This window comes from Gilvimarinus gilvus (assembly GCF_030518155.1).
Classification (GTDB): domain Bacteria; phylum Pseudomonadota; class Gammaproteobacteria; order Pseudomonadales; family Cellvibrionaceae; genus Gilvimarinus; species Gilvimarinus gilvus.
Genome location: NZ_JAULRU010000061.1, coordinates 1 through 344, shown reverse-complemented (window position 1 = coordinate 344; position 344 = coordinate 1). Strand labels below are relative to the sequence as shown.

1 protein-coding gene is annotated in these 344 nt (G+C 33.7%); it reads right to left on the bottom strand.

Translation table 11 applies throughout. The features are described from left to right. Window positions 1-344 (bottom strand): M36 family metallopeptidase (locus QWI17_RS00285; RefSeq protein ID WP_302720504.1); only part of this gene is annotated, 344 nt, incomplete at both ends.

Below are 344 nucleotides of genomic sequence, written 5' to 3'. Positions count from 1 at the left end.
TTTTTTACAGATCCAGAATTTATTACACGTCCAGTAACATCTATAATTTCATATTTCTCTACATTATCTTTCGAATTGATATATACTAAATCTTTTACGGGATTAGGATATATACTCACCGTATTCGCTTCTAAATCATCCGTTCCTAATCTTGCACATGTTGGTGGTAAATCAAAGGCTTCTTTCCCGTCACTTCTTAATAATGGATCTCCTTGATCTGCGCTATAACCCAATCCTCTTTTAGCAAAAGCTTCCCATATTAAACATTGATTTTCTCCTTTATTCAATACAACATCTGCCATTAAAATACCATCACGTCCATCTACAAATCCTGGATTTGCTTT